Genomic DNA, 15283 nt, shown 5'->3' on the forward strand with positions numbered 1-15283 from the left:
GGCAAGGCTTTTGGAGGAGAGTGCAATGTCGAATTCCGCGCCGCTGTGGACGCCGTCTAAAGAACGGATCGCAGCCGCCCCGCTGACCGCCTTCATGGCCGAAGCGTCGCAGAAGGCTGGACGCAAGTTTTCCCACTACGCCGAACTGCATGCCTGGTCGGTGGCGGACCGCGAAGCCTTCTGGAACCTGGTCTGGGATTTTTGCGGGGTAGTCGGCGACAAGGGCGAGCGCGTGCTGATCGACGGCGACAGGATGCCGGGCGCGCAGTTCTTTCCCGACGCCAGCCTGAATTTTGCGGAGAACCTGCTGAAGAAGACGGGCCCGAGCGACGCCATCGTCTTCAAGGGCGAGGACAAGGTGACGCGTCGCCTGTCATGGGACGAACTGCATGCGCTGGTGTCGCGGCTGCAGCAGCTGTTCCGTTCGCTCGGCGTCAAGCAGGGCGACCGGGTGGCCGCCATGATGCCCAACATGCCCGAGACGGTAGCGGCGATGCTTGCCGCCGCCTCCATCGGCGCGGTGTGGTCGTCCTGCTCGCCCGATTTCGGCGAACAGGGCGTGCTCGACCGCTTCGGCCAGATCGAGCCGGTCGTGTTCATCGCGCCCGATGGCTATTACTACAACGGCAAGCAGATCGACGTTGCCGCCAAGATCGCCGCGGTGGCGAAGGAACTGCCGACGGTGCGCAAGGTGCTGGTCGTCGACTATCTCGGCAAGGCGCGTGAGGTGGCAGCAGGCGTCGAAGGCGCGCAGGCGCTGGACGAGGCGCTGGCGCCGTTCACCCCGGCCAAGGTGAACTTCGAGCGGCTGCCATTCTCGCACCCGCTCTACATCCTGTTTTCCTCCGGCACGACCGGCATCCCCAAGTGCATCGTCCATTCGGCCGGGGGCACGCTGCTCCAGCACGTCAAGGAACAGCGGCTGCATGCCGGGATAGAGGAGGGCGACCGTTTCTTTTATTTCACCACCTGTGGCTGGATGATGTGGAACTGGCTGGTCTCGGGCCTGGCCTCAGGCGCGACGCTGCTGCTCTATGACGGCTCGCCCTTCCATCCGGACGGCAACGTGCTGTTCGATTTCGCCGACGCCGAGAAGATGACCTATTTTGGCACCTCGGCGAAGTTCATCGACTCCGTGCGCAAGGCGGGTCTGCGCCCCATCGAGACGCATGACCTGTCGAGCGTGCGCACGCTGTCGTCCACCGGCTCGCCGCTGTCGCCGGAAGGGTTCGCCTTTGTCTACGACGGCATCAAGAAGGACGTCCACCTCGCTTCGATCTCGGGCGGCACCGACATCGTCTCTTGCTTCGTGCTTGGCGTGCCGACGGAGCCGGTGTGGATCGGCGAAATCCAGGCGGCCGGGCTCGGCATGGCTGTCGATGTCTGGGACGACGCCGGCAAGCCGATCCGTGGCGAGAAGGGCGAGCTGGTCTGCACCAAGCCTTTCACCGTCATGCCGATCGGCTTCTGGAACGATGCCGATGGCGCCAAATACCGCGCCGCCTATTTCGAGCGCTTCGACAATGTCTGGTGCCATGGCGATTTCGCCGAGTGGACCGAGCATGGCGGCATCGTCATCCATGGCCGTTCGGATGCCACGCTGAACCCGGGCGGCGTGCGCATCGGCACGGCCGAGATCTACAACCAGGTCGAGCAGATGCCGCAGATCGCCGAAGCCTTGTGCATCGGACAAGACTGGGACGGCGATGTGCGCGTAGTGCTGTTCGTGCGGCTGGCCGCCGGCGTCAGCCTCGACGAGGCGCTGGAGAAGGAGATCCGCGCCAAGATCCGCACCGGCGCCAGCCCGCGCCATGTGCCGGCCAGGATCGTGGCGGTCACCGACATTCCGCGCACCAAGTCGGGCAAGATCACCGAACTTGCGGTGCGCGACATCGTCCACGGCCGCCCGGTCAAGAACAAGGAGGCGCTGGCCAACCCGGAGGCGCTCAACCTTTTCCGGGACATTCCGGCGCTGCAGAGCTGAATAGCCGGGGGCCGGCGACCATCATGCTTTACAGAATCCGAACGTGAAATTTACGGCGTTTTCACAACTGATACAGTTTCGTAAATTTCGTCGGGTTCCGGTAAGGATTTGTTAAGGGGTGTGGCACGATAGTCGGGCCAACTTGAGGGAGAGATCCCAGTCCTCGCCCAGGCGAGGAAGCCATTTCGGTCAAGTCCCGTTGTGACAGCATTTCATTCAGGCGCTCCCTTCGGAGCGCCTTTCTTTTTGGGTGCGCCGTAGAGGTTCACATGGTGGCTTCGCGGTCGCGCGCCAAGGCACCCGACAGAAGCATCACCGGCACCAACGCGGTAAGGATGATGAGGATCGCCGCCACCGCGCCTTCCTCCGGAACACCGCGCGAGGCGTTCTCGTAGACGAAGGTCGCCAGCGTGTTGAAGCCGAACGGGCGCAGCAGGATCGTCGCCGACAGCTCCTTGATGGTGTCCACGAACACCAGCACGGCGGCCGTGAGGATCGCGGGCTTGAGCAGCGGCAGCAGCACGTGCGTGGCGCTGCGGGTCGGCGTGTGGCCGAGGCTGCGGGCGGCTTCGTCAAGATTGGGCGGCAGCTTCTCCATGCCCGACCGGATGGCGCTTTCCGCCAGCGCCAGGAAGCGGATGGCGCATGCTACCACCACCGCGGCGGCCGAACCGGTCAGCAGCAGGCCGGTCCTGAAGCCCAACTCGGCGCGGGCAAAGCCATCGAGCGCATTGTCGAAGCGGGCCAGTGCGAAAAGCAGGCCCAGCCCCAAAATGCCGCCGGGCAGCGCGTAGCCGATCGAGGCCAGCCGCACCAATACGGAGATGCCGTGCGAGCGGCAGAGCCGAACCGCATTGATGAGGAACAGCGCCAGAACCACCGTAATCAGCGCCGTGGCGGTGGCCGTAGCCAGGCTGTTCAGGAAGGCGCGGGTGAGCGCCGGTGCGTAAAACTGTTCCAGCCGCCGCGCCGCATACTGGCCGAACACGAAGATCGGTATGCCGAACCCGGCAAGCACGGGCAGGGCGGTTGCCGCCAGGGCGGCCAGCGCGCGCCAGCCCTTCAGTCGGCGGCGGGGAGGGCGAGCGCGCATATGGGTGGCACGGCCGGTGTGGAAACGCTGGCGTCTGCGCGCCCACTGCTCGGTGCCCAGCAGCATGAACACCAGCATGAGCATGACCAGCGCGATCTGCGCGCCGCCTTCAAGGCTGCCGCGGTTTAGCCACGTCGCATAGACGGAGAAAGTCAGCGTGCGCACGCCAAGATATTCGGCAGCCCCGATGTCGTTGACGGTCTCCATCAGCACCAGCGCGACACCGGCGACGATCGCCGGCCGGGCGACGGGAAGCAGAACGCGCCAGAAAACCTTGCCCGGCCGCGCACCAAGCGTGCGCGCCACATCGGCGATGTTGCGGCCCTGCATCAGGAAGACGATGCGCGCGGTGAGATAGACGTAAGGGTAGAGCACCGAGGACAGCACGAAGGCAGCACCTGGCGTGGAGCGAATGTCGGGGAACCAGTAGTCGCGGATGGTCTGGAAGCCGAAAAGCGCCCGCACCAGCCCCTGCACCGGACCCGTGTAGTGGAAGAATTCGCCGAAGGCGTAGGCGGCGAGATAGGTGGGCACGGCAAGCGGCAGCACGAGCGCCCAGGAGAGGGTCCTGCGCAGCGGAAAGTCGAAACCAACGATCAGCCAGGCGCTGGCGACACCTACGATGGAGGTTGCCGTCGCGACGAGCGCCATCAGGTAAAGCGTCGTCAGGCTGGAGCCGGGCAACACATTGGCCACTAGATGCGGCCAGTCTTCGCCGGTTCCGCTGAAGGCGACATAGGCCAGCGACAGGATCGGCAGCAGCACGCAGGCCGACACCGCAAGCGTCAGCAGGTGGATGCCGACATGCCGGGTGCGCTTCACGCGCAGCCGCACCGGCCGGGATGCCAGCTCCGATATTGCCTGGTCGTTGCGTTCGATTGCGGTCAATTGGGACCTTCGTGAAAAACGGAAAAGCCGGACACTCGTCCGGCCCGGCTTTCCCGACGGTTAATTCAGAGCATGATCCCGAAAAGTGGGAACCGGTATTCGGAAAAGATCATGCTCCACAAAGCTTCAGTTTGCCGGGCCGTCGTCGAGTCCGACGCGGTCGACCATCTCGGAGGCGGCCTTGCGGTTCTTGGCAATCTCGACCAGCGGCAGGGTGTCGGCGTTCAGTTGGCCGAACTCCTTGACCACCGGCGAGGGCTCAAGGCCGGGCTCGACCGGATATTCGAAATTCTTTTCGGCGTAGATCTTCTGCGCCTCGTGGCTGGACAGGAACTGGATGAGCTTGATGGCATTTTCGCGATGCGGCGCATATTTCGTGAGCGCGGCACCCGAGATGTTCACATGCGTCAGGCCGTTTTCCCAGGTCGGGAAGATGACGTTGATGGCATTGCCCCACTCCTTCTCCTGCGGCTCCTTTTCGTTGGTCCGCATCAGGCCAACGTAATAGGTGTTGCCGATGGCGATGTCGCATTCGCCGGACGCGATGGCCTTGGCCTGCGGGCGGTCGCCGCCTTCGGGCTTGCGCGCCAGATTGGCCCTCAGGCCCTTCATCCACTCTTCGGTCTTCTCAGGCCCCCAATGCGCAATGGCGGCACCGAACAAAGCGAGGTTGTAGTCGTGCTGGCCCGAGCGGATGCAGATCTTGCCCTTCCACTTGGGATCGGCAAGCTCGGCATAGCTGATGGCGGTATCCTTCACGCGGTCCTTCGAAGCGTAGATGACGCGGGCGCGCTTGGTGAGGCCGAACCAGTTGCCCTCCGGATCGCGGTATTCGGGCCGGATGTTGGCATTGATGGTGGCGTCGTCCAGCGGCTGGGTGATGCCCTTGTCCTTCGCGGTGGTGAGGCGCGCGACGTCGACGGTCATGATGACGTCGGCCGGCGAGTTCTGGCCCTCGGCCAGGATGCGCTCCTCAAGGCCCTTGTCGAGGAAGAGGACTTCGGTCTTGATGCCGGTCTCGGCCGTGAAGGCGTCGAGCACCGGCTGGATCAGCTCCGGCTGGCGATAGGTGTAGATGTTCACAGTGCCTTCCGCGAGCGCCGTGCCGGCGAACAAGGCGGCAAAGGCGAAAGCGGCGGTTCCGGCAATCTTCGACCGGGCGTTTCCAGATTTCATGTCACTCTCCTGACCAGTGGGGTTAAAGGCCCCAGGGACGTGTTTGGTGGCGGCATGCAGCCGATGCTCTTTTGGAGCATTTATAGGGTGGGATCAAGCAAACGCCAATAAATTCAATAGTTTAGAATAATTCTAAACTGGACAAAAGCAGGCAGGTTTTCAAGGGGTTGAGGAACAACCTGCGAGAGGGGCGGTGACAGGCGCGACATTTTGTCCATATGGGTGTGGAAAACGTCGGCGGCCTGGCGGGTCGAAGCCCATCCCGACGGCGGAGCTGCGGTGGAAACGTGGTGCTTTCGCCCGTTTTAGCTGGAATGCGCTGCGTGGGGCGCATTCCCGTTCGTTTCTGGAGTCAGTCGGCCAGAACGCGGGTCGAGGGGAAGGTGATTTCCACCAGCGTGCCCTCGCCAGGCGTGGAATTGATGGTGAAACGGGCGCGGTTGGCCTCCACCATCGCCTTGGTCAGCGGCAGGCCGAGGCCCGTCCCGTCGCCGCGCGGGCGTTTCAGCGAATTGATCTGCTTGAACGGTTTCAGCGCCTGCTCGATTTCCGCTGGGGTCATGCCTATGCCGGTGTCGCGCACGCGCATGACGATGTCCCCGTTCGTCTCGTAGGCCGTCGAGACGATGACCTGCCCGCCGGCCTGGGTGTAGCGCACGGCGTTGGAAAGAATGTTGAGCGCGATCTGGCGCACGCTGCGCAGGTCGGCCACCACGTCGGGCAGCCTGGAGGCGAAGCTGGAGCGAATGATGACCCGCTCGCGATTGGCCTGCGGCTGCATCATCGCCACGGTCTCGGCCAGCGTGTCGTTGAGCGACACCGCCTCATTGGACATTTCCTGCTGACCGGCCTCGATCTTGGAGATGTCGAGCAGGTCGTTGACCAGGTCGAGCACGTGGTTGCCGGAACGGTTGATGTCGCGCAGATAGTCGCGGTAGCGGTCGTTGGCGACAGGGCCGAACTTCTCGTCGATCATCAACTCGGAGAAGCCGATGATGGCATTGAGCGGAGTGCGGATCTCGTGGCTGACGCGGGCGAGGAAGTCGGTCTTCTGCGACGAGGCTCGCTCGGCCAAGGCGCGTGCCTGGGTAAGCTCCTCCTCGGCGCGCTTCCACTGGGTGATGTCGCGCACCACGGCGCAATAGCCGCTGTCGTTGGGCAGGCGGCCGATGGTCATGAACATCGGGATGAAGCGGCCCTCCGCCTCGCGCCCGATCACCTCCCGGCCGTCATTGAGCACGCTTGCCACGCCATGCTCGGCCAACCCGTTGAGATAGTCGCGCACTGCACGTTGGCTTTCCATGGCGAAAAGCGAGGCGAAGGGCTTGCCTGCAACCTCGTCGGTGTCCAGGCCGAACAGTGCCTCGGCGGGCCGGCTGATGGAGCGGACGGTGCCATCCTTGTCGATAAGCACGACGCCGTCGGTGGCCGTATCGATGATGGTGCGCATTTCGGCGATGCGTGCGTGAAGCTCGGCTTCGCTGGGTAATTGCGGCGCGGGTTGCTCTTCCTCGCCGGTGCGGCGCACCACCAGCATAAGCGCCTTGCCGCCTTGCCACGGCACGGAACGCAGAAGCGCTTCGATGGGGAACTCCAGCCCGTCGCCGGTGCGCAGCCGCAGATCATGGTGCGGAGCCTCGGCGGCGGCATCGGCGTAGCTTTCGGCAAACAGGGCGTCGAGGCCGCCTGCAACGGCCAACTGTTCGAGCGACTGGTAGCCCGTGAGCGTGAGGAACTCCTCATTGGCATAGTGCAGCACATCGCCGGAATGGATCAGCACCGGCACCGGCAATTTCTCGAGGATTGCCGTGTCGGCCGGCAAGCGGGACGCCGCGCCGGGAGCAAAGGCTGAAGGAAGGAAACCTTCATGCCTGAGCGGCGGGGCCTGCCGGGCGGGCTCATTCGGCGCGGCTTCGATAGGGACGCCGCCGGCATCCGCCGCCGCGGCGGCAGTTTCCTCGGCTGGAGCTTCATCGGCAGCCGCGGTGCCCGCTGGCTCGGTCTCGATCTCGGTGGCCGGTGCGGCTTCGGCGATAACCTCAGCGGGCTGCTCCTCGCCCGCCGGCTCGGGGGCCCCCGCTTCGGCAGCCGCCGCGCCGTCCGAAGCTGCCGGGGTGGCTTCGACCTCGTCGGGCTGCGGCGCCTCAACGATCTGTTCCGGCTGGAGTGCGGTCTCGTCGATCCGGGCGGCGGGCGCGTCTTCTTGTTTCGAAGCCGGCTGTCCGGTTTCTCCGGCCGCCTTTTCCCCGTCGCCCTGCTTCTTCAGGCGTTCGCCGATTTCGCGGAAGGCACTGCGCTCGACAGGCGAAAGACCCTTGTCGGACGCGGCGCCCGGCCGGTGCTCCGCAAGCCTGATCACCTTGTCGCTGACGCGTCGGTCGGGCTTTGGCTCGACCAGAAGCGCCGGAACTTCGCCGTGGAACGGGTCGAATTCTGCCTGCTCCCCATCTTCGGGCGCATTGGTTTCGGTCTGCAACGGCTTGCCGGGCACCAGCACCAGGCCGAGGCCTTCGGGGTCGGGCAGGGCTTCGCCGCTGCGCGCCACGCCGAAGCCGCGAAAACCTTCGAAGATGCGGTCACGGCTGTAGACGGGCAGGGCGGCGAGATCGACCGGGATTTTCAGCCCGGTGCCCGCGACCGGCCAGAACACCGAACGACCCGACCATGTGTCGCGGCGTTCGAGCAGTCCGGCGATCTCGCCGGACGGGTCGAGGTTGAACGCGTTGGCGACATCGCGGAAACGCCGGCCGATGACATCGGCGGCGGCCGCGCCGACCGCGTCCGAGAACTCCTTGGAAATGGCGGTGAACCTGCCTTCGGCATCGGTTCGCCAGACGAAGCGGGTGGGCGCGGCATCGCGATCCGTTCTCGGCACCGATGCTTCCGCCAAGGGCGCCGGCGCCGCTGCCGCAGGCGCAGGGATGTCAGCTTCCTCGGCTTCCTCCGCAGCAGGCGCTCGAGGGGCCGGCTCTTCCTCGGCTGGGGAGGCGGCGACCGGTTCTTCCGACGGGGGCGTCTCGTGCACCGGCTCGACGGCCGGCACTTCGGTCAGCGTCGTCTCGGTTTCAGCGGCGTGCGCCCTCGTCTCAACCGCGGCGGCGTCCTGACTTTCAGCGGCAGGCGGTGCGGCTTCCGGTTCCGCCGGCAGGGCGTCGGGGCCCGGGAGTTCGTCTACGGCAGGCTGGGCCGGTACTTCGGCCGCGGCTTCGATTTCCGCTGTCTCGTCCAGTTGCTCCTCGTCGACGACCAGCAGCAGGTGCCGCGCAGGCTCATCGGCCAGACGGGCGATGCCGGCAGGCAGCAGGCCCTTTGCGCTGCGGATCATGCGCTTGACCAGCCGGTCGCGCGCCATGCCGACCTCGGCGACAAGCTCGGAAAGTGTCTGCGGTGCGATGCCCAGCGCCGCGAAGCCGCTGGAGCCCGCCTCGATCTCGCCCTCGGCGCCGACCAGCGCCGCGAACTGGCCATGGCCCTCCAGCCCGCCGATAGCGCGCTGGGCAAGCTCCCGGGCGCTCCGCGCGCCGCCCCGCTCAGCGGGAACGGCAAGCAGGACTGCCTCTTCGCCATCGGGCAGCGGCAGCGCGCTCGCGATGAAATTGACGGCGCGGCTGGTGGTGCCGGAGGCAATGCGCACCAGAAGGTTGCGGTCGCGGCCGATAGCCGGATAGCCGCTCGTGGCCATGATCTGGCGCTTTGCGGCGAGCGAAAGGCCGGGCTCCTCGCCGATGGCCGCCTCGATGTCGGGATAGCCGAGCAAGGCCGCGCCCGGGCCGTTGGCCCAGATCACCTGATCCAGATCCGTCGTCAGAATCGCCAGCGCGTCGCCATCGGCGAAACGCTGCCTTACCTCGTCGAGGATCGCGACATCGATGAACGAATACGAAGCGGACGGCATGTGCTCACTGGGCCTTGCTGCGAAGGCGTATCCCTCTGCAGTTAACCGTTTATTAATAACAAGTCGGCGGTTCCAACGTCCAGAAATCCGCGCAGATAGCGAGCGGAAACTCGCGGTTTGGTTAACGCGGGCTAAGCTCGCATGTTGCGCTGCACAATTATGTTGCGCTGCAGCATGTGCGATGCTATATAGCATTCACGCATGAATGTGACAGCCCCCTAGTAAAGCCTGTCCACTGTAAAGGATGCAATCATGTCCAAAACTGCTGCCAAGACCGCAGAGTTTACAGAGAATGCCGAGTTCGCTGCTTTCGACGCTTCGAAGGCCACGGACCAGTTCCGCGCCCTTGCCGAAAAGGGCATGGAGCAGTCGAAGGAAACCTTCGCCAAGCTGAAGAGCGGCGCGGAAGACACCCAGAAGGCGCTTGAGACTAGCTTCGAAGCCGCCCGCGCCGCTGGCGGAGACCTGTCGCTGAAGGCGATCTCCACGCTGCGCACGAACACCGAGGCCGGGTTTGCCCATCTCGAGGCGGTGGTTGCCGCCAAGTCGCTCGCCGAACTGTTCGAGCTGCAGACCGCCTTCCTGCGCCACGGAGCCGAAGCGGCCGCCCAGCAGGCAAAGGATTTCCAGACCTTGTCCACCAAGGCGGCGGAAGATGTCGCCAAGCCGCTCAAGGACGTCTTCGAGCGCACGTTCAAGGAACTGAAGGTCGCCTGACAATACCGAGATTCGCCGAAGGCAACCTCCTCTCTCCTCCTCAGCCTTCGGAAACCGCGGCCAGCCCACCACTGGCCTGACTGAAAAAGACCGGCTCCTCGGCCGGTCTTTTCTTTTTTGTCGGGTTTTTCCCGGTTTTCCGGCCCATTGGCCCCCTGCGGCCAAAATGACCGGGAGAAGCACCGACATGTGGCTTGAAATGTCCGTCATTTGTCCTTATTGGACGCTTCACCAAATGGCGTGCCGTTGTAGCTCAGTTGGTTAGAGCGCCGGATTGTGGATCCGGAGGTCGCTGGTTCGAGCCCAGCCAACGGTACCACTCCTCACAGATACAATCAGAACAGCGAACCCTGCGCGCCGGGATCCTTCGGCTTGGATGCGGGTTTGGCTTGTTGCTTGGGGCGGGCGCCGCCTTCGCCGGCGACAACGCCGACGGCGCCGTCGGCAAAGCGCAGGGACAGGGCCGCATTTGGCACCACCTCTGCCGCGCGCTTCACCAGCTTTCCTTCCGCGTCCGTGACCAGCGCGAATCCGCGTTCGAGAATCGATTGATGCGACAGCGTCGAAAGCAGGCGGTCGGCCTGGGTGATTCGGCCCCGCTGCCGTTCAAGGCGGAGGGCGATCGCATGATCGAGCCGCCGCTGCAGGGCGGCCAGCGTGTCGCGGCTCTGCGCCTGGCGGCGCAGCAATGGCGCCGGCCCGATGCGCTGCGCGGTGCGGTCGAGTTGCACGCGCCGCTCACGCACCATGGCGCGCAGCGCGGCAAAGGCGCGGGCAAGGTCGCGGTCGGTGATGCGACGCGTTTCGGCGAGGCGACGGTCCAGCGTGGCAGGCGTGAGGCGAACGGCAGCGAATCGCGCCCGCTTGCGCTCGGTGCTGACGGACAGCGCGCGTGTGAGACGGCTGGTCAGCTCGTCGAAATGGCGTCGCGGCAGCGCGAGCAGCTGGTCTGGCGCAGGCAGCGCGCGCGAGGCCGCCCGCAGCGTCTGCCGCTTGCGATCGAAATGGCGCGACATGCAGCCCTTGAGCCGCGCCGACAGGGTGGCGAGCCTGGCCTCCAGATCGGCCTTCACCGGAACCGCGAATTCGGCGGCGCCTGTCGGGGTCGGCGCGCGCACGTCGGCCGCATAGTCCACCAGCGTCCAGTCCGTCTCGTGGCCCACGGCCGAGATCACCGGTATCTCCGACGCAGCCACCGCGCGTGCCAGCGCCTCGTCGTTGAAGCCCCAAAGGTCCTCCAGGCTGCCGCCGCCGCGCGCCACGATGAGGATATCCGGTCGTGCCACCGGGCCGCCGGGAGGCAGGGCGTTGAAGCCCTGCACGGCCGCGGCAACCTCCGCGCCGGAAGTCTCGCCCTGCACGCGCACCGGCCAGACCACGACATGCAGCGGAAAGCGGTCGGTGATTCGGTGGATGATGTCGCGGATCACCGCGCCGGTGGGCGAGGTGATGACGCCCAGCACCCGCGGCATGAAGGGCAGGGGGCGCTTGCGCTCGCTGTCGAACAGGCCCTCGGCGGCCAGCCGGCGCTTGCGCTCTTCCAGCAGGGCCATCAGCGCCCCGGCGCCCGCCGGCTCCAGATTGTCGATGACGATCTGGTATTTCGACGAGCCGGGATAGGTGGTGAGCTTGCCGGTGGCGATCACCTCCATGCCTTCCTCGGGGCGGAACTTCAGGCGACTCATCGTGCCCTTCCACACCACGGCCTCCAGCCGGGCGCGATCGTCCTTGAGGGTGAAATAGGCGTGGCCGGAGGAATGGGGGCCGCGATAGCCGGAAATTTCGCCGCGCACGCGCACATGGCCGAACTGGTCTTCGACCGCACGCTTCAGCGCGCCGGAAATCTCGCTCACCGTATATTCGATGACGTTGCTTTTCGATTCGGAGAAGAAGTCGCTCATCGCGCGATTGGCGCGCTTTCGGCACCGCGGGTCAAGCCCGTTGGCGCCTTCATCACAAGCGCTCATGGGTTGATCAGAAGAATTGGATGGACGCCGGCCATGCGGCGGGCATACGGCAGGCGCATGAGCGCACAGACACAGACCTTCGCATCTTCCCCGAAACCGCTTTCCGCTGACCGGCCGTTCCAGCCGCTCGACTACGGCCTTTATGCGCTTACCGTTCTCTCCTGGAGCGTGTCGTGGTTCGCCATCTCGCTGCAGGTGGGCACGGCGGTGTCGCCGGAAGTGAACCTCGTCTGGCGCTTCGCCATTGCGACAGTGCTGATGTTCGTCTGGGTGGTCGTCGGCCGCAAACAGTTTCGTTTCCCGCTGGCCGATCACCTGCGCTTCGCGCTTCTCGGCGTGCTGATCTTCTCGTCCAACTTCCTGTTCTTCTATTATGGCGCGCTGTATCTGGTCAGCGGCCTGCTGTCGGTGGTGTTCTCGCTGGCCTCGGTCATCAACATGCTGCTCGGCGCTATCGTCATGCGCGCGCGCCCGGCGCCGAAAATCCTTGCCGGCGGCCTGCTGGGCTTCGGCGGCATAGCGTTGATGTTCTCGCCGGAGATCGCCGCGCATGGCCTTTCGGGCGGCACGCTTACGGGCCTGTTGCTGTGCGTGTGCGGCACGCTGAGCTTCTGCCTGGGCAATCTCGTCTCGGCGGCCAACCAGCGCCGCGGCCTGCCGCTGATCCCAACCAGCGCCTGGGGCATGCTCTATGGCACGCTGTGGGCGGCATTCCTGGCGTTCTTGATGGGCAAGCCCTTCATCATCGCGCCGACCGTGCCGTATATCGGCTCGCTGATCTTCCTGGCGGTGATTTCGACGGTGTTGGCCTTCGCCGCCTACCTGACCCTGCTCGGCCGGATCGGGCCGGCGCGCGCAGGCTACGCCACCGTCATGTTCCCGATCTTCGCGCTGCTGGTTTCCACCGTGCTCGAAGGCTATGTCTGGACTATCTATGCGATCATCGGCCTCGTGCTGGTCGCCATGGGGAATGTTCTGGTCATTCGCGGCGGAAAGCGCTAGCTGGCGGCCAATGTCATTTGAGATCTCGGGGGAGGATCATCGATGAAGGCCGTTCTGTTCGAACATTTCCGCGAGCCGCCAAGCATACGTAACGTGCCAGACGCGACGCCGTCGACAGATGGGGTGGTGATCAAGGTCGAGGCGACCGGGCTCTGCCGCAGCGACTGGCACGGCTGGATGGGACACGACGCCGATATAGTGCTGCCGCATGTGCCCGGCCACGAACTGGCCGGAACCGTGCAGGCGATCGGCCGGCAGGTCACGCAGTGGCGCGTGGGCGACCGGGTGACCGTGCCCTTCGTCGGCGGCTGCGGCCATTGCCACGAATGCAATTCAGGCAATCATCAGGTCTGCGAACAGCAGTTCCAGCCCGGCTTCACCGCCTGGGGCTCTTTCGCCGAATATGTGGCCGTCGACTATGCCGACACCAATCTGGTGCGCCTGCCCGATGCGCTCGATTTCGCCACTGCCGCCAGTCTGGGCTGCCGATTCGTCACGTCTTTCCGCGCCGTCGTCGACCAGGCCCGGGTGCTGCCGGGCGAATGGGTGGCGGTGCATGGCTGCGGCGGGGTAGGGCTCTCGGCGATCATGATCGCGACCGCGATGGGCGCCAATGTCATCGCCATCGACCTGACCGAGGAGAAGCTGGCTTTCGCCCGCGAACTGGGCGCAGTCGCCACCGTCAACGGCGCGAAGCAGGACGTGGTGGCGGAGGTGCGCGAGATCACCAAGGGCGGCGCGCATGTCTCGCTGGATGCGCTGGGGCATCCTTCCACCTGCTTCAACTCCATCGCGAACCTGCGCCGCCGCGGCCGTCACGTGCAGGTGGGCCTGATGCTCGGCGAGCATGCCACGCCCCAGATTCCGATGGACAAGGTGATCGCGCACGAACTGCAGATCATCGGCAGTCACGGCATGCAGGCCTTCCGCTACAAGGCGCTGATGGACATGCTGGAGACCGGCAAGCTGGCGCCGCAAAAGCTCATCGGCAGGCGCATCAGCCTTGAGGAGGCGCCGGTTGCGCTGATGCAGATGGACCGCTTCGATGGTATAGGCATCAGCGTCATCGACAGGTTCTGAGGCAGCCTCCGCCGCTTACCAGCCGGGAAGGACAGCGTTGGGCCGAAGTCGCTTGCCCCGCAGCGATGCAATAGCCGCGAAATCGTAGGTCCCGGCTTCCTCCGCTGCCGGCACCGAGATGTTGTCGAGGCTCTCGGCTATGTGGCGCGCCAGCGCCTCCACGATGTCGGCGCGAGCGGTGGCGGCGCGCATGATGCCGATCTTGCAATCCGGCAGCGCGCCAAACCCGTCGGCCTCGCCCAAAACCCGCATGCCGGGCCGCAAGGCGCATTCCGGCAGCACCGAAATCGCCAGCCCTGAAAGCACTGCGGCCGTGATGACGGTCGCCGACCAACTGGTGAACAGCACGCGGTAGTCGCGCTGCATCCGGTCCAGCACATCCGTGGCCGCGCGCCGCCAGATGCAGGTCGGGCGGCCGAAAGCCAGCGGCAGGATTTCCTGCTCGTGCGTGGCATGGTTGGCCGAGCTCACCCACAGCAGCGGCTCGCGCCGCACCACCTCCGACTGGCCCTTGCTATCGTCATGCGTCACCAAAGCAAGGTCGAGATGGCCGCGCTTGATGTGCTCGACTAGGTTGAAAGTGGGCTCGCAGATAACCGTCAGCTCGACGCGCGGGTTCGAGCGGGCGAAGCGGGCCATGATCTCGGGCAGGAAGCGGTCGGCATAATCGTCGGGCGTGCCGATGCGGATGGTGCCTTCCAGCCGCCGATCGTCAAAGGCCGCCAGCGTTTCGCGGTTCAGGTGGATCAGCCGCCGCGCATAGGTAAGCAGTCGCTCGCCTTCCTCCGTCAGCCTGTTGCTGCGCCCGTCCTTCTCGAACAGCGGCTTGCCGATACGTTCCTCCAGCCGCCGCATCTGCATCGACACTGCCGACTGGGTCCGGTGCACCTCTTCCGCCGCGCGGGTGAAGCTGCCCGTGTCGGCAATCATGATGAAGGTTTGCAGTTGGTCGAGGTCGAGCGGCGCGGACATGACAATCATCCATCATAGACTTTGATGGCAAAGATTTAAAACATTCGTTGGATTAATCAATACAGCCGAGGCAAAGTAGCAACGTTTCAAGTCAAGCAAAGAAAACGCCGGCGAGACGCGGCGATGCGCGAAAACGTGTCGCCGCGTCAGGCGCTTTCCATGCTCGGAAATTTTCGCGGAGAAGTGCCATGGCTACGTTCGAACACGCCCGCAAGACGATGCTCGTCGCCGTGCTGCCGGCATTCACCATGCGCGCGATGAATACCATCTCCAAGGCGTATCGAGTGTGGAAGAACAGACGCGAATTCTATCGCCTTGGCGAGATGACGGATGCCGAGCTTGCCGACATAGGGCTGATCCGCGCTGATCTCCACGTCGTGGCCGACCTCTCCCTCGGCGCCGACCCCACGAGGCGCCTTCGCTCCATCGCAGTGGCTCGCGCCGAGGCATCGCTCAGAGAGCCGTGCCGCCGCCGCGGCTGAGTTTTCGCAGGCCCTCCACTCCCGCCG

Annotated in this window: 10 protein-coding genes and 1 tRNA gene; 6 read left to right on the plus strand and 5 right to left on the minus strand. The window is 65.1% G+C overall.

Features of this window, described 5'->3' with window-relative positions; all coding sequences use genetic code 11:
• Positions 1-25 precede the first annotated feature (25 nt).
• Entirely contained in the window at positions 26-1984 is a 1959-nt protein-coding gene (locus ABLE86_RS06055) for an acetoacetate--CoA ligase (protein WP_348778033.1), read from the plus strand.
• A 265-nt stretch (positions 1985-2249) separates the two neighbouring features.
• Here the strand turns inward: ABLE86_RS06055 and ABLE86_RS06060 are convergent, their stop codons facing one another.
• The 3 genes from ABLE86_RS06060 to ABLE86_RS06070 all read right to left on the minus strand — a co-directional run bounded on the left by ABLE86_RS06060 (position 2250) and on the right by ABLE86_RS06070 (position 9036).
• Positions 2250-3728: an iron ABC transporter permease gene (locus ABLE86_RS06060; RefSeq protein WP_348778579.1), complete on the minus strand. Its 1479-nt coding sequence runs from the start codon at positions 3726-3728 to the stop codon at positions 2250-2252.
• Between the two features lie 363 nt (positions 3729-4091).
• Positions 4092-5141, minus strand: coding sequence for a Fe(3+) ABC transporter substrate-binding protein (locus ABLE86_RS06065; RefSeq protein WP_348778034.1), 1050 nt, complete (start codon positions 5139-5141; stop codon positions 4092-4094).
• Between the two features lie 352 nt (positions 5142-5493).
• On the minus strand, positions 5494-9036 hold the full coding sequence (locus ABLE86_RS06070) for a PAS domain S-box protein (RefSeq protein ID WP_348778035.1): 3543 nt from the start codon (positions 9034-9036) through the stop codon (positions 5494-5496).
• A 252-nt stretch (positions 9037-9288) separates the two neighbouring features.
• On the opposite strand from ABLE86_RS06070, the gene ABLE86_RS06075 reads away from it, so the two are divergent.
• Together ABLE86_RS06075 and ABLE86_RS06080 are read left to right on the plus strand one after the other, a co-directional pair.
• Positions 9289-9753, plus strand: a complete 465-nt coding sequence (locus tag ABLE86_RS06075) for a phasin (protein ID WP_348778036.1) — start codon at positions 9289-9291, stop codon at positions 9751-9753.
• A 242-nt stretch (positions 9754-9995) separates the two neighbouring features.
• Positions 9996-10072, plus strand: a tRNA-His gene (locus ABLE86_RS06080).
• Positions 10073-10088: 16 nt separating this feature from the next.
• Here ABLE86_RS06080 and xseA read toward each other — a convergent pair.
• Complete coding sequence (xseA, locus tag ABLE86_RS06085) at positions 10089-11654, minus strand: exodeoxyribonuclease VII large subunit (RefSeq protein ID WP_348778580.1); 1566 nt, start codon at positions 11652-11654, stop codon at positions 10089-10091.
• Positions 11655-11777: 123 nt separating this feature from the next.
• Here xseA and ABLE86_RS06090 point away from each other — a divergent pair, with 123 nt between their 5' ends.
• Complete coding sequence (locus ABLE86_RS06090) at positions 11778-12722, plus strand: DMT family transporter (RefSeq protein ID WP_348778037.1); 945 nt, start codon at positions 11778-11780, stop codon at positions 12720-12722.
• A gap of 42 nt (positions 12723-12764) precedes the next feature.
• Entirely contained in the window at positions 12765-13802 is a 1038-nt protein-coding gene (locus tag ABLE86_RS06095; protein ID WP_348778038.1) for a zinc-dependent alcohol dehydrogenase family protein, read from the plus strand.
• Positions 13803-13817: 15 nt separating this feature from the next.
• Here the strand turns inward: ABLE86_RS06095 and ABLE86_RS06100 are convergent, their stop codons facing one another.
• The gene (locus ABLE86_RS06100) at positions 13818-14774 is read right to left on the minus strand and encodes a LysR substrate-binding domain-containing protein (RefSeq protein WP_348778039.1); all 957 of its coding nucleotides are present in this window, start codon (positions 14772-14774) and stop codon (positions 13818-13820) included.
• A gap of 188 nt (positions 14775-14962) precedes the next feature.
• Between ABLE86_RS06100 and ABLE86_RS06105 the strand changes: the two genes are divergently transcribed.
• The gene (locus ABLE86_RS06105) at positions 14963-15256 is read left to right on the plus strand and encodes a DUF1127 domain-containing protein (protein WP_348778040.1); all 294 of its coding nucleotides are present in this window, start codon (positions 14963-14965) and stop codon (positions 15254-15256) included.
• The last annotated feature ends 27 nt before the right edge of the window (positions 15257-15283 follow it).

Source organism: Mesorhizobium sp. KR2-14 (assembly GCF_040049255.1).
In the GTDB taxonomy this organism is placed as follows: domain Bacteria; phylum Pseudomonadota; class Alphaproteobacteria; order Rhizobiales; family Rhizobiaceae; genus Pseudaminobacter.